The organism is Bacillus sp. JJ1122 (genome assembly GCF_036964885.1).
Lineage (GTDB): Bacteria > Bacillota > Bacilli > Bacillales > Cytobacillaceae > Mesobacillus.
On record NZ_JBALQL010000007.1, the window covers coordinates 44,626 to 58,657 of the forward strand.

Genomic DNA, 14,032 nt, shown 5'->3' on the forward strand with positions numbered 1-14,032 from the left:
GAGATATGACATTGCATTTTAGTGTTCTCGCCAGTGGGAGTACGGGAAATGCGATCTATGTGGAGACGGAGGGCCAATCCTTTTTGGTTGATGCTGGTTTGAGCGGCAAGCAAATGGAGGCTTTATTTAAGCAAATTGGCCGCGATATGAAAGACCTCTCTGGAATATTTGTGACGCATGAACATAGCGATCATATAAAAGGCATAGGAATCGTTGCCCGTAAATATAAGCTGCCGATCTATGCGAATGAAAAAACATGGAAAGCGATGGACGGCTTGATTGGGGAAGTCCCGCTAGACCAGAAGTTCAGCTTTGATATGGAAACAGTAAAATCCTTCGGGGGCTTGGATATTGAATCATTTGGGGTGTCACATGACGCTGCCGAGCCAATGTTTTATGTGTTCCATAAAGACGGCAAGAAACTGGTGCTGATCACGGATACAGGCTATGTAAGCGACAGGATGAAAGGCATCATCTCCAATGCAGATGCCTATGTATTTGAGAGCAATCATGATGTTCAAATGCTGAGAATGGGAAGGTATCCATGGAGTGTTAAACGCCGTATCCTTAGTGATTACGGCCATGTATCGAATGAAGACGCAGCTGTTGCAATGAGCGAAGTCGCAGGAGATAACACAAAACAGATTTATCTTGCCCACTTGAGCTTAGATAACAATATGAAGGAGCTTGCAAGGATGTCCGTCACTCAAACTTTAGAAAGCCGCGGGATCATTGTAGGAGAACAATTCGATTTGATCGATACAGATCCGAAAACTCCGACTGCGCTGACTGCTATTTAATATGTTTAATAATGAAGGAGTAAAGGTATCTGTTAAAAGGATACTTTTACTCCTTTTTTGTTTGCTCTTTTCTAAAAGAATGCTGTTTTTGAAAATTTTTATAAATAAATCGCTGAAAAATCACTCTTCAAAAGCAACAAGGTAACGAAAACAGCTAATTTGTATGTAGTTTAATAGTATGTGCTGATAATTTAGTAATTGGAAACACTGGTAGTATAATAATTTGTATAAGCGTTTCAAACAGATATTTTGTTCAGTGAAAGGATGGGTGGACATTGGGGTATTATGATCACGATCATCAAAGCCGGTACAAACCGCAAAGCGGCAGAAGGGGCGGAACTTTTTTAGCCAGCCTGTTAGGTGCAATCATTGGGGCATTATTGGTTATTTTCACAATCCCGACCTTGTCTAAATTAGATGTACTTCCTTATAAAATTGAACCTAGCAATCAAGCAGCAGTATCAGATGAAGAAAAGGGGATCTCTGAGGACGGTACTACTTCCACTAGGAATGTCTCCATCGATGTTTATTCAGGAATTACTAAAGCTGTCGACAAAGCTGGTGATGCTGTAGTCGGCATAACGAATATCCAGCAAAGCACGAATTTCTGGGGACAGACACAGGAATCAGGTGGGACAGGTTCAGGCGTTGTTTATAAAAAGGACGGTGATAAAGCCTATATTGTAACCAATCACCACGTGGTTGCTGATGCCACTGAGCTAGAAGTCAGTCTTAGCGATGGGACAAAAATTCCCGCAAAGCTACTGGGCAGTGATATTTGGACAGACCTTGCTGTACTTGAGGTACCTGCTGATAATATTAAGGTCGTTGCTGAATTTGGCAACTCCGATAAGCTTAAGCCAGGTGAACCGGTTATTGCAATTGGCAATCCCCTTGGACTAACTTTCTCGGGCTCTGTTACTCAAGGTATTATTTCCGGCACAGAGCGGGCAATTCCAGTTGATATCAATCAGGATGGAACACCGGACTGGCAGGCAGAGGTCCTGCAGACAGATGCTGCAATCAACCCGGGTAATAGCGGCGGGGCATTAATCAATATTGAGGGACAGGTCATCGGTATAAACTCGATGAAAATCGCCCAAAATGCGGTTGAAGGAATCGGGCTTTCTATCCCGATTAACTATGCTTCTCCGATTATTGAGGATTTAGAAAAGACAGGTGAAGTTAAGCGTCCAGTAATGGGTGTAGAGTTAGCATCTGTAAACGAGATTTCTTCTAATCATCAGCAGAATACATTAAAGCTTCCAAAAGATGTGACGTATGGTGTGGCGATCAGGAGAGTCCAGCCTAATTCTGCTGCTGATAAAGCAGGCTTGAAGGAGCTAGATGTCATTGTCGAAATGGATGGGAAAGAAATTCGCGATGCTGTCGATCTCCGAAAGCACCTATACAATCAAAAGAAGGTCGGGGATGAATTGAAGGTTAAGTTCTACCGCGATGGCAAGCTTCAGGAAACTACATTAAAATTAGGTGGAGAAACATTGTAATGGTTTGTGGATAGATGAACAGGAAGCATTTTGCTTCCTGTTTTTTATGTTAAAATGGTCTGTGGATAATTTAAATTTAGATTTTTAGTTAATGATAAAAAGATAAAAGCCATGAAGGGATTTGGAAAAATGAAGTATTGCTGCAGTGAACATGTAGAATTAGCGCTTGATGAAGCAGTGGATGAGTATGAAACAGCACCACAATTAGAGAAGCTAGAGGCTGTGGAAAACTCGGGGTTTTCTTGTGGATACTGTGGACAACCTGCAGTATATATTGTAGCGAACGAATGATCGCCTACTAAATGTGGATACATGGTGTGAATATGTGGATAACTTCTGTGGATATCTTGTTTGTAAACTGTTTGTAAAGTGGGGATGATTGTGAATATCTCAATCGTGACGGTTGGAAAATTGAAAGAAAAATACCTGAAACAGGGGATAGAAGAATACTTAAAACGCCTCGGAAGCTATGCAAAAGTCGATGTTATTGAGGTGTCAGACGAGAAAGCACCTGAGGAATTAAGTGATACTGAAATGATTCAGGTGAAGCAAAAAGAAGGAGAACGAATTCTTGCGAAAATTAATCCAGATGCCTATGTCATTGCTTTAGCTATTAACGGAAAGCTGAAGTCATCGGAAGAACTCGCAGACAGCCTCGATAAGCTGGCCACATACGGTAAAAGCAAAGTCGCTTTTGTGATTGGCGGATCTCTTGGCCTGAGCGATGAAGTTTTGAAACGATCCGACGAGCAGCTGAGCTTTTCGAAGATGACCTTTCCGCACCAGCTGATGCGGTTGATTTTGGTTGAGCAGATTTATCGTGCTTTTCGGATTAATCGGGGGGAACCTTATCATAAGTAAATGTGGTTTTTGAAAGAATTCCTTTTTTATTATAGAAATTAATAAGAAGTAAAGTTATGATAAAAACATACCAATAACTGTAAAAAATATAATAGGAGGAGTTGAAGTTATAAATGACAAAATATTTAGAAAATAAAGACTGCGAGTGTGAATTTTGTAAAAATAACCATAATTTTAATCTTCCTAAAGATATTATTGAAGCCGTTCAAAATAGAAATCTAGTAGTTTTTGCTGGAGCAGGAGTAAGTACTGAATCAAGAAGTGTGTATAAGTATACCCTGTATGAGGAAATAAGAGATTTATTAAATTTGGACCAAAGTACAAATTTATCATTTTCTGAATTAATGAGTCAATATTGTAAGCAACCAAATGGACGTGCAAAACTTTTGAGAAAAATTAAAGAAAGACTTGATTATGTAGGTTCTTTCCCTGAATTAGAAAGAAGAGCTTCGAATTTTCATATAGAACTGTCCACAATACATCAAATTACAGAAATAATTACTACGAACTGGGATGACTTGTTTGAAAGGAAATGTGGAGCTGTACCAATTGTTACAATTGAAGATTTTGCATTTTGGAATAATCCAGGAAGAAAAGTTTTAAAAATCCATGGTTCGATAAATAACTATGGAACGGTTATTGCAACTAAGGAAGATTATGAAAAGTGCTATCAATCTTTAAATAGTGGAATAATCGGAAGCTCGTTAAAGACAATGCTTGCTACAAAATGTGTTGTGTTTATTGGGTATTCTTTTGGAGATGAGGATTTTAATAAGATACATAACTCTTTAATAGAAGAAATGAAAGATTTCTTGCCACACGCCTATATAGTTACCTTAGATAAAAAAGCTGAAGAAAAATTTAGCAATATCAATATTACACCTATTATTACAGATGCAACATTTTTCATTAAGGTATTAAAAGAACACTTAATACATTTAAAGTTAATAGTACCTGATGAAAACTTTGGAGACATATATGATGTCCTAGATTTAGTCCAAGAGGAACATACTAGACTTTCATCTTTAGTCAACATAAAAGAAAATCCTCAAGTAATTTTAACTTTATGTTACCAAGATGGTCTTATCCACTCGTTTGAAAGAATTTTAGCAATGAGGAAGACAGGTGATTATTCAAACCCTCAACAAGTAAGGAAAATAATAAATGATTACGAAATTATAAAACAACAAAAATATAATGATGGCGTTTATCATGATGTGGCTTATATTGATGGTTATATTAATGGTTTAATATACTTCTTGTATAACGAAGAATTGGACTGTATACCTTGTTATTATGTGTTTGGCTATGAGGATGATATTTTTGAATTTGAAGACTTTCTAGAAATTATAGTAAATTCAGAAATTACACATCCTGAATCTTTTAAATATGCTTTTAATATTGCCAATAAAATTGATAATAAAAATGGAGATACTGTATTTCATCACACACCCTTTTTATAGAAAAATTTTATATGGAGGCTTTTTTAAGTGAGGGAAGTTATTTCAAAAGAGATAGTTTTTGAGAAACTATTTAATGCATTTAACTATGGGAATTTAGGGATGTTTATTGGAGCGGGGTTTTCTAAGGCTGTTATTAGTGATGATTTTCCACCAGCTCTAGGTTGGTTTGAATTAATTAAAGAAGTAAGTGGAAAATTTGAGATAGAATTCCCGAAGGATAAAGAATTAATTGGTGTTTCATTACCTGAGTTAGCCACTTTAATTTGTAAAAGGTTAGCGATTAAGCGGAGTATCGCTTATGTTGAAGCTAAACGTATATTTAAAAAAGAAATTTGTAATTTATCTAACTGGCTCCCGAGTGAAGAAAGGACATTAGAGTTTAGAGAAATCTTTGATATCTTAAACCCTTCATGGATAGTTACCACAAACTATGATTTAGTTCTTGAAACTATTCTTACGGGAAAGAGCAAGAGTCTTAGTCCGATGAATTATTTATCTGCTCCTAAAAATATTATTCCCATTTACCATCTACATGGGACTAGATTAGATTCGGAATCAATTATTATTACGCAGGAAGATTATATACCACTTTTTAGACCTAATGAATATAGGCAGGCTAAGTTAGCAATGACAATTAGAGAATCAACTACCTTAATTTTGGGTTATGGATTAGGGGATGTAAATGTTTTATCGGCAGTTGATTGGTCAAAAAATATTTACACAGAAGAAAATGAATACCCTTATGAAATTATACAAGCTCTTTGGACATCCTCACCAATAGAGGAAGCTTACAGAGATGAGAATGGAAATATAATTATCGAAATAAGTGACTTGGAAGAATTTTTAAATGAGTTAATAGTCTATATTATTAACAAACAAGAAGAATATGACAAACAACTAGTTCAATTAAGTGAGTTAATAGGAAGACTCGAAGGAGAGAATGAAGAATTTGTACAATCCTTTATTGATAAAAGAGAAGTCAGATTAAAATTAATTGACGTATTATCTAGATTTGAGCATCATATGATTTCTCCATATATACAGTTCCTTACAGTGTGTATGGATAAGGTCTGGGAAAAGACATCAGAAAATGGAGCATTTAATATGTACGATAAATATTTAAATATTATTTTAGATGTTATTGTCAATTATAATTATAAAAAGATGTCGCCACGGTTATTTCAAATAATATCCCAATCATTAGATAGAGTTTTGTATTATGTAAGTGCTAGTAAGACAAGAAAAGTCTACGGGGATAGCTGGGATGCTACGGATTCCTGGCATATAAGAAAAAAGGAAATACCCGAAGAAACTATTAATCAGTTATATCATTATTCTAAGCAAAATATCTTAAGTAATCTACAGCGCAGGTTAAAAGATTTAGTAAAGGAAGATTGAAAAAACCTCATTTAGGTACATCACGGTGAACCTTATCATAAATGGAGCCAAAAAAAAACTTGAAAATAAGGTGTTATTAAAATTGAGGATTAAAGTGGGAATAAATTAATCAAGATTCTGTATCTGGATAAGGAAAAAATTTCGAGTCTGATGAACTTAGTTGAGCGCTAAGTTCATTTTATTTTGTTCTAAGTCATTCTTCAGTATAGCTAACTTAAAAATGAATCAGCAAACTAATAGGAAAAGGATAGCTTAGACCCTGTGGGCCTGGCTATCCTTTTTTACAATTTAACTTTTCACCTGAGCTTTGCAATAAACATCAACAAAGTGTGCTGGGCTTAATTTTTCACTGGTTACACGGCTGATTTTTTCATTCCAGTCATAAAGGGCGGCTGGTTTGAAGAATTGGTTGATGAGCATTTCTCCCGTTTCTTTTGTGAAAAATTCAGGAGAAATCTTCGTTTCAATATGACGAAGAAGTTGTGCAGCCATTAATTCTCCAAGTAAATAATTTTGGTAATAAACAGGTGCGAGTGTAAAATGAATTTTTGCAGCCCAATCGGGATGATCCGTTTCATCAGGAGGAGTGACTAGCTGAACTTCATTTACTGTTTTCCACCATAAAGCGTTTAAATCTTGATCGGGATTTTCGTACAGTTCTTTTTCAAAAAATACAAAGGTAATAATCCATCTTGCTGCAATAAGCATTTGTAACTGTTGGTACTTTTCTAATTCAGGAACAAGACCATTAACTGTTGCTTCATCAACCTGTAAGAAGCGCTTTAACCAACGAGGGTCTTTGCCCATTTTTCCAAATAACATCGCGATCGCTTCGGTTGTTAAGGTATGACTTACTGTACGTAATCCGAATGGAAGGCTGGAGTCTATATATTTGAAATATGCTGCATGGCCAAACTCATGCAGGTTCGTTTCCATCCAATAGGCATCTTCCGCTAAGTTGCAAAGGACACGAACATCTCCTTCGCGGTCAATATCCGTGCAAAAGGCTGTCGGGTTTTTCTTTTCTCTAGGGAACAAATCGCTTTTTGCATATAGGTCATCAATTTCGATTCCCATTGAGTTAAACGTATCGGTTGTGATTTGGAGAATATCCTTCCCTTGGTAAAAAGGATCTAGATTAGTTGAATCAGAGGGTGGTGCCTCTTGGAAAAAGGGATCGACATAATGCCAAGGGCGTATATCCTCTGGATTAATCCCAAAGCTAGTTGCTAAACGTTCATCTAGTTCTTTCTTCATCGACCGGTAGGCTTCATCTGATTGAGCAATAAGTTCGTTGAAAATAGCGAATACCTCGTCACGGTCAAGTTCCTGAAGAGCAAAGCCCATCTGATGATGGTTATCATAACCAAGCAGCCGTGCAGCTTCATTGCGCTTCTTCACAAGCTCAAGCAGGCCTTGTTCTACGACTTTGCCAACCTCCTTACTGGCAAACCATACTTTTTTGCGCAATTCCTGGTCATCACTATTAACCAATACCTCTCGAATATCATTGGCAGAATACTTCTTGCCATCCACTTCAGGTGAGTATGTGTTAAATAATAAATTTAGTTCTGAAGAGCGTTTGGATAAATCAGCAATCACTTCTTCAGGAAGTTGGTTACCTTGCATTTCACTTAGCAGAAGTTGAAGCTGACGTTTTTCGATCTCCGTTAAATTTTCCGTTGCTAGAAAATGCTTTGTTTTCTCGTATGTATCTTTTGAAGAGAATAAAAGATTGTATCGAGTCTCTGCTTCACTTAATTTAGCAGCCCACTCAGGGTCTCCAGTTGTTTGGGCCATCCAGCTTGCTTGAGTCCCATCTTTATATAATCCTTGCATCTGATCATTGATCTCTTTTAAAAATGTTTGCAGGGTTTCCAAATGTATCACTACCTTTCCATCTTTAATTACCGCAATAGTAACTTTATTAAGTATTCTTTAAAGATAATCTTAAACCTTTAAAAGGTTATAAAAATTTTAAAAAAGTGAGGACGTTCCTGCTGCTTCCGTCTATTTAAAGAAGGAAGGGATTTGTCCCTTGTTAGTTTGACATATTTGTGAAGTTCTGAACAAACTAATTCAGAATGTGACGAACTTCACAAATTTTATCCTCCTTCAGTAATACAATTTAAGACATAGAGAAAACAATATCTATCCTAAAAATTCCATATATAAGATCAATAGTGGGAGGAACGAAAAATGGAAAAGAAGAAACTGGTCATGATTGGCAACGGGATGGCAGGAGTCAGGACAATAGAGGAACTGTTGAAGCTTAATCGTGAAGCATACGAGATTGCGATTTTTGGAAACGAACCGCACACGAATTACAACCGGATCATGTTGTCTACAGTCCTTCAGGGTGATAAGACTATTGAGGACATTATCATGAACGACTGGGATTGGTATAAGAACAATGGTATCAAGCTTTTTGTTGGCGAAGAGATTGTAAAAATAGACAAGGATAATAAACAAGTCATTTCTAGTGCAGGGCGGATTGCTGAATACGACGAATTGATCATTGCGACTGGTTCCAGTTCATTTATTTTACCAGTGCCTGGTGCTGAAAAAAAAGGCGTTGTCGGTTTTCGTGATATCCATGATTGTGAAATGATGATCAAAAATTCACAGCATTTTAAGAAGGCGGTTGTCATCGGGGGCGGTCTCCTTGGATTGGAAGCAGCAAGAGGCCTCCTCAATCTGGGGATGGAAGTGGATGTCGTCCACCTCATGCCATACTTGATGGAAAGGCAATTGGATGCCACTGCTTCTGAAATGCTGAGAAAAGAATTGGAAACCCAAGGGATGAACTTCCTGCTTGAGAAGCAGACCGCTGAAATCTTCGGCGATGAACGGGTAACAGGGCTCCGGTTTGCGGATGGCTCCGAAGTGGCAGCCGATCTTGTTGTCATGGCCGTGGGCATCCGCCCGAATGTCCAGCTTGCCAAGGATAGCGGAATTTACGTGAATCGCGGTATTGTTGTCAATGATTATCTGGAAACAGACATCCCGAATATTTATGCTGTTGGAGAATGCGCAGAACACAGAGAAATCGTCTATGGCCTTGTTGCGCCATTATACGAACAGGGAAAGGTACTGGCGGCGAATCTTGCTGGAGTGGAAACCGCTCCATATGAAGGAACCATTTGCGGTACCCAGCTGAAGGTTTCCGGCTGCGACCTGTTCTCCGCCGGAGAAATTGGCGATGATCCGGGAACAAAATCAATCAAGGTTCATAACGAATTTGACGGTGTCTACAAGAAAATCGTTATTCGCGACAACCGCATTGCTGGTATCGTCCTGTACGGGGATACGAAGGATAGCAATCGTCTGTTCAGGATGCTGACCAAAAAAGAAGACGTCAACGGCATGACGAGCGTATCCATCCTTGAAGCGGGAGGCTGCTGCTGCGGTGGTGATGCCAGCGATGTGGCGGCGATGGCAGCCGATGAACTGGTGTGCGGCTGCAATGGTGTCTCAAAAGGAACGATCGTTGAAGCGATCCGCGTGAATGAACTCACAACGGTCGATGAAGTCGGAGCCTGCACGAACGCCGGACGTTCATGCGGACGCTGTAAATCCTTGATCTCGGATATTCTGGCCCATACGCTTGGCGACCAGTACGATACATCATCTAAAAAAGCAGCCATTTGCGGCTGTACAACGATGAGCAGGGACGAAGTAGTGGCGGAAATAAAGGCGAAAGGGCTGACAAATGTAAGGGAAGTCATGAATGTCCTTGGCTGGAAGCAGGAAGAAGGCTGCTCCAAATGCCGCCCGGCGATCAACTACTACCTCGGAATGATCCATTTCGATGGCTACAAGGATGAGCGCGACTCAAGGCTGGTCAATGAAAAGATGCACGCCAACATTCAGAAGGATGGTACCTATTCAGTGGTGCCAAGGATGTACGGAGGAGTTACAACTGCAGCAGACCTAAAAAAAATCGCAGAGGTTGCGGAAAAATACGATGTTCCGCTCGTCAAATTGACTGGCGGGCAGCGGATCGGACTTTTTGGAGTGAAAAACGAAGACCTGCCGGCGATGTGGGAAGAACTCGGAATGCCTTCAGGCTATGCATACGGAAAAACACTCCGTACCGTCAAAACCTGTGTCGGGGCAAAGTTCTGCCGCTATGGCACCCAGGATTCAATGGGACTTGGCATCGAACTAGAGAAAAAATTCGAACGACTTGATACGCCACACAAAGTGAAAATGGGCGTGTCCGCATGCCCGCGGAACTGCGCGGAATCAGGCATTAAGGATATCGGCTTTGTCGGAGTCGACGGCGGCTGGGAAATCTATGTCGGCGGCAACAGCGGTACCGACCTGAGAGCCGCAGATATGCTGATGACCGTCAAAACGGGGGAAGAAGCAATCGAGATCACTGGTGCTTACCTTCAATATTATCGGGAGACGGCTGCCTACCTTGAAAGGACAGCTCCATGGCTGGAAAGGTTGGGACTTGAACATATCAAAGCGGTCCTGGAAGACGCCAAAACAAGGAATGAGCTGAATGCAAGGCTGGGTAAGACGCTCGAAAGATACATCGAGCCATGGAAAGAAGCAATCGAGAAAGCGGAAATTAAAGATAAATACTACCAGACAAGAAAAGTGACAGTTGAATAGGAGGCGAAAGAAGATGGAGAAAACCATGGTGAAAATCAAGGTTGCGGATTATCACTCCCTGCCTGAACGGGCAGGGCAGACAGTCGCTGTCAATGGGAAGGAAATCGTTTTGTTCCGTTTGACGAACGGTGAAGTGAAGGCCGTCGAGAATCACAGTCCGCACCGAAAAGGCGGGACGCTCACCGCAGCGCTTGTCAGCGGTCCGTACATCTACTGTCCTGTTTACGACCTGAAAATCTCTCTTGAAGACGGGAAAGTACAAGCTCCGGACAAAGGCGAAGTTAAAACTTATCAAATTGAAGTCAGTGATGGGGACGTTTATTTAATCATTTAACGGGGAGGAAGCTCCCTCTCCGTTTGAAAGGATGTCAGCACAATGAAAAAAGGAAAAGCATTTTTAGTCGGAGCAGGACCTGGGGATGTTCAGTTGATCACTGTGAAAGGAATGGAGGCCATCAAGAAAGCGGAAGTGATTTTATACGACCGCCTTGCCAATCCTAAGCTACTTGAATTTGCTCCTGATGAATGTGAGCTGATCTATTGCGGCAAGCTTCCTGATCGCCATGTCCTTCGCCAGGAAATGATCAATGACCTCCTGGTTGCCCGGGTGCTTGAAGGGAAAACCGTTGTCCGGCTAAAAGGCGGCGACCCGGGAGTATTCGGACGGGTCGGCGAAGAAGCCGAAGCGCTTGCTGAACAAGGCCTTTCCTATGAAATTGTGCCTGGCATCACTTCCGGAATTGCTGCTCCTCTGTATGCCGGCATACCGGTTACCCACCGGGAGTTCGGGGAGTCTTTTGCGGTCGTCACAGCTCATGACAAATCGGCGGATGGCCAGCCCAAGCTTGATTGGCAGGGGCTTGCTGCAGGTGTTGATACCATCGCCTTTTATATGGGGATATCCAACCTGCCATTCATCTGCAGTAATTTGATCATGCACGGCAAACCAGCAGAAACACCGGTCATTCTTATCCAATGGGGAACATTTTCTAGGCAGAAGACCCTTGAAGGCACCCTGGCTGATATCGCGGAAAAAGCGAGAGCGGAAAATTTCACAAACCCTGCGATCACCCTTGTCGGCGACATTGTTTCCCTTCGCGGCAAATTAAACTGGTTCGAGAAGAAACCGCTCTTCGGCAAACAAATTTTGCTTGCCCGGACGGGTACTGCTTTAAGCAGGCTTGCGAAGGAGCTGACGGAACAAGGGGCGGATGTAATTGAATTTCCGAAATGGAAAAAAATCCAGGTACCTGCAGATATGCAGGTGATTCGTTCGATATCGGAATATGAACGAATTCTCTTTACATCCCCGGAAAGTGTTGCCGACTTTTTTGTCGCTTTATTTAAGGAGGGGGTCGACATCAGGAAGATCAAGGCCGATCTGTTCGGTAGCTCGGTAAAATCAATCCGTGCTCTGAAAGAAAAAGGCCTGTTCGCTGAATTGGAGGAGAGAATGCCACAAAGCGGGAAGCTGTTGATTGTCGGCGATTGTGAATGCGAAGTTCTTTACGAAGATGCTGAAAGGTTTGTCACCTCAAAAATGATTGTCGACGAACAGTACACCGAAATTTTTAACCGAATGATGGAAGAAGCGTCAATCAATACAGTGATCCTGCCGAGCAGCAGGGCAGCGAAGAAACTCGTTTCGGAAGGTTTACTCAAAGAACAGGTCCCGCAGCAACTGCTGAAAACAGCTGAAGTTGTCTGCATGGGTGAACAGACAGCATGGATAGCTGATTCATTGGGTATCCAGGTGGATACTGTCGTCAAAGCACCTGCCAATGAAGCAGTGATTGAGCACCTGGCGAAAAAAGAACAGGAATTGCTGGCATAATCAGCGTTCGGCAGGAAGGATTGGATAACATGAAAGCAGCTGTATATATCGGCCATGGCAGCAGGTCTGATGAAGGGAACCAACAGTTTATTTCTTTTATAGAAGAGGTCATGACAAAGACCCCCATGGATGTGACAGCTTATGGATTCCTCGAAAATGCAAAGCCTTCCGGGATGGAGGCTGTGGAAAGCTGCATTAGGAGAGGGGCAAGCGAAATAACTGTTATCCCCGTGTTATTGCTTCCCGGGATCCATGTGAATGTTGATATTCCGGCAATTCTTAAAATGGTAAAAGAAAAGCATCCGGGCGTTGAAATTCTATATGGGGAACCGATCGGCATAAACAGCATCATGGTGGAAATAATTGAATATCGCTTGCGGGAGAAAGGATTTACTGGGAGCCATGAGGATGGAATCCTGCTTGTTGGCCATGGGAGCCGAGATCCGCAGGCAGCTGAGGAGTTCGAAAAAGTGGCGGTGAAGCTGCAGGACAAAACGGCTTCAGCCATCCATACTGCCTATATAACAACTCCTCCATTTTATGCGGAAAAAGTCTCAGAGCTGATGGACAGTACCCTCAGTACGATTTATTTGCTGCCTTATCTGCTGTTCACGGGAGGCTTTGCTGCTAAAATGGAAGAAAGAGCGAAGGAATTATCAGGACTTTCCTCCCGCCAGGAAGTAGTTGTTTGTGAACCAGTCGGATTTGATGAAAAGCTGCAAGCTTTACTGGTAACAAAAGCGGAGGAAGCAGTGAGCCTTTGAAAGGATGAATCAGAGTGTATGCGATCAACCTGGAGTTTAGGGGCCGAAAAGCGGTCGTAGTAGGCGGCGGCAAGGTCGCCGAGCGCAAAGTAGCAGGGCTGCTTGAAGAAGGTGCGGATGTGACGGTGGTAAGCCCGATGCTGACGGACGGCTTGCTGAAGCTGGCTGTGGCTGGGAATTTGTCCTGGCTAAAAAAAACCTTTTCCCATGAGGATCTGGAGGGAGCTTTCCTGATTTTCGCAGCGACAGACATCAGGGAAGTGAATCTCGCTGTAAAAGGCAGCGCAGCCCCCGGCCAGCTTGTCAATATTGCGGACGATCCGTCATTATCCGACTTTCAAGTGCCTTCCATGGTGAAAAGAGGAAAACTGTCCATCGCTGTCTCGACATCCGGGGCAAGCCCCATCCTTGCCAAAAAAATCCGCAGCCAGCTGGAAGAAACCTTTGATGAACGGTATGAAGCCTATATGGAGTTCCTCTTTTCCTGCAGGAAGGCCATTCTGGCTGAAGTGAAAGATGAAACGAAGAAAAAACAGCTGCTTGCAGCTATCACAGAGGGAAGTTTCCTCAATGACCAGGAGCGTAAGGAAAGGTTTGCAAAGATGTTAAAAGAAGACAGTGAGTGAGGAAGACTTGTATCTTCTTCATTGTTTTGTGGACTTTCTGCAGGGAATTGTAAGTTTGCTCAAGCTTAAAATTACTACAATAAGTGGGGAAGTCAGGTTAAATCTTCAATGTGGATCACAATTTCAAAAGTTACAAAGGGACGTACCCTTTG

General features: G+C 41.5%; 12 protein-coding genes. 11 read left to right on the forward strand and 1 reads right to left on the reverse strand.

The features are described 5' to 3' along the window. The first annotated feature begins 5 nt into the window (after nt 1-5). The 6 genes from V7201_RS06185 (at nt 6) to V7201_RS06210 (ending at nt 6,030) form a co-directional block, all read left to right on the forward strand. Nucleotides 6-800, forward strand: a complete 795-nt coding sequence (locus V7201_RS06185; protein ID WP_335375916.1) for an MBL fold metallo-hydrolase — start codon at nt 6-8, stop codon at nt 798-800. A 275-nt stretch (nt 801-1,075) separates the two neighbouring features. After that, nucleotides 1,076-2,308 carry a S1C family serine protease gene (locus V7201_RS06190; RefSeq protein WP_335375917.1) on the forward strand — a complete coding sequence of 411 codons (1,233 nt, stop codon included), beginning with the start codon at nt 1,076-1,078 and terminating at the stop codon, nt 2,306-2,308. Between the two features lie 111 nt (nt 2,309-2,419). Then, entirely contained in the window at nt 2,420-2,599 is a 180-nt protein-coding gene (locus tag V7201_RS06195) for a CxxH/CxxC protein (RefSeq protein ID WP_438825019.1), read from the forward strand. Between the two features lie 90 nt (nt 2,600-2,689). Further along, a complete protein-coding gene (gene rlmH, locus V7201_RS06200) occupies nt 2,690-3,169 on the forward strand; it encodes a 23S rRNA (pseudouridine(1915)-N(3))-methyltransferase RlmH (RefSeq protein WP_335375918.1) in 480 nt (159 codons plus the stop codon). Nucleotides 3,170-3,282: 113 nt separating this feature from the next. Beyond that, entirely contained in the window at nt 3,283-4,632 is a 1,350-nt protein-coding gene (locus V7201_RS06205) for an SIR2 family protein (protein WP_335375919.1), read from the forward strand. A 27-nt stretch (nt 4,633-4,659) separates the two neighbouring features. Beyond that, nucleotides 4,660-6,030 carry an SIR2 family NAD-dependent protein deacylase gene (locus V7201_RS06210; RefSeq protein ID WP_335375920.1) on the forward strand — a complete coding sequence of 457 codons (1,371 nt, stop codon included), beginning with the start codon at nt 4,660-4,662 and terminating at the stop codon, nt 6,028-6,030. A 288-nt stretch (nt 6,031-6,318) separates the two neighbouring features. Here the strand turns inward: V7201_RS06210 and V7201_RS06215 are convergent, their stop codons facing one another. After that, the gene (locus V7201_RS06215) at nt 6,319-7,920 is read right to left on the reverse strand and encodes a M2 family metallopeptidase (RefSeq protein ID WP_335375921.1); all 1,602 of its coding nucleotides are present in this window, start codon (nt 7,918-7,920) and stop codon (nt 6,319-6,321) included. Nucleotides 7,921-8,229: 309 nt separating this feature from the next. On the opposite strand from V7201_RS06215, the gene nirB reads away from it, so the two are divergent. From nirB to V7201_RS06240, 5 genes are read left to right on the forward strand one after another with little or no spacing between them, the layout of a single operon-like run. After that, nucleotides 8,230-10,656, forward strand: coding sequence for a nitrite reductase large subunit NirB (gene nirB, locus V7201_RS06220; RefSeq protein WP_335375922.1), 2,427 nt, complete (start codon nt 8,230-8,232; stop codon nt 10,654-10,656). Nucleotides 10,657-10,669: 13 nt separating this feature from the next. Continuing rightward, nucleotides 10,670-10,990 carry a nitrite reductase small subunit NirD gene (gene nirD / locus V7201_RS06225; RefSeq protein ID WP_335375923.1) on the forward strand — a complete coding sequence of 107 codons (321 nt, stop codon included), beginning with the start codon at nt 10,670-10,672 and terminating at the stop codon, nt 10,988-10,990. A gap of 42 nt (nt 10,991-11,032) precedes the next feature. Continuing rightward, the gene (gene cobA / locus V7201_RS06230; RefSeq protein ID WP_335375924.1) at nt 11,033-12,490 is read left to right on the forward strand and encodes a uroporphyrinogen-III C-methyltransferase; all 1,458 of its coding nucleotides are present in this window, start codon (nt 11,033-11,035) and stop codon (nt 12,488-12,490) included. Between the two features lie 29 nt (nt 12,491-12,519). After that, nucleotides 12,520-13,254 carry a sirohydrochlorin chelatase gene (locus V7201_RS06235; RefSeq protein ID WP_335375925.1) on the forward strand — a complete coding sequence of 245 codons (735 nt, stop codon included), beginning with the start codon at nt 12,520-12,522 and terminating at the stop codon, nt 13,252-13,254. 14 nt (nt 13,255-13,268) lie between these two features. Next, nucleotides 13,269-13,880, forward strand: a complete 612-nt coding sequence (locus V7201_RS06240; RefSeq protein ID WP_335375926.1) for a precorrin-2 dehydrogenase/sirohydrochlorin ferrochelatase family protein — start codon at nt 13,269-13,271, stop codon at nt 13,878-13,880. Nucleotides 13,881-14,032: the final 152 nt, after the last annotated feature.

Excerpts from the sequence above, each read along its gene's own strand:
- V7201_RS06185 (WP_335375916.1), top strand. The coding sequence starts at position 6 with ATGACATTGCATTTTAGTGTTCTCGCCAGTGGGAGTACGGGAAATGCG.
- V7201_RS06195 (WP_438825019.1), top strand. The coding sequence starts at position 2,420 with ATGAAGGGATTTGGAAAAATGAAGTATTGCTGCAGTGAACATGTAGAA.
- V7201_RS06205 (WP_335375919.1), top strand. The coding sequence starts at position 3,283 with ATGACAAAATATTTAGAAAATAAAGACTGCGAGTGTGAATTTTGTAAA.
- nirB (WP_335375922.1), top strand. The coding sequence starts at position 8,230 with ATGGAAAAGAAGAAACTGGTCATGATTGGCAACGGGATGGCAGGAGTC.
- nirD (WP_335375923.1), top strand. The coding sequence starts at position 10,670 with ATGGAGAAAACCATGGTGAAAATCAAGGTTGCGGATTATCACTCCCTG.
- cobA (WP_335375924.1), top strand. The coding sequence starts at position 11,033 with ATGAAAAAAGGAAAAGCATTTTTAGTCGGAGCAGGACCTGGGGATGTT.
- V7201_RS06235 (WP_335375925.1), top strand. The coding sequence starts at position 12,520 with ATGAAAGCAGCTGTATATATCGGCCATGGCAGCAGGTCTGATGAAGGG.